The 236-nt window shown below is 44.5% G+C and carries 1 protein-coding gene; it reads left to right on the plus strand.

Annotated features, from left to right (window positions below):
* Positions 1 to 236: SPFH domain-containing protein (locus AAEY78_RS14940; RefSeq protein WP_352340281.1), on the plus strand; the 236-nt coding region annotated here is incomplete at both ends.

Raw genomic sequence — 236 nt, forward strand, 5'->3', positions numbered from 1 at the left:
GGGGTTGGTTTTTCATCTATGATGGTGGTAAACGAAGGCGAACGCGCAATTGTAGCCCGCTTTGGTAAAGTCCTTAAAGATGAAGACGTCACAAAGGTATTTGCTCCAGGCCTTCACTTTAAATTACCCGTAGTGGATAAAGTGCGCTATATGGATGCTCGTATCCAGACATTGGACGGTGCAGCGGATCGTTTTGTTACTTCTGAAAAGAAAGACTTAATGGTCGACTCCTATGT

Source organism: Psychrobacter sp. 16-MNA-CIBAN-0192 (genome assembly GCF_040309565.1).
Classification (GTDB): domain Bacteria; phylum Pseudomonadota; class Gammaproteobacteria; order Pseudomonadales; family Moraxellaceae; genus Psychrobacter.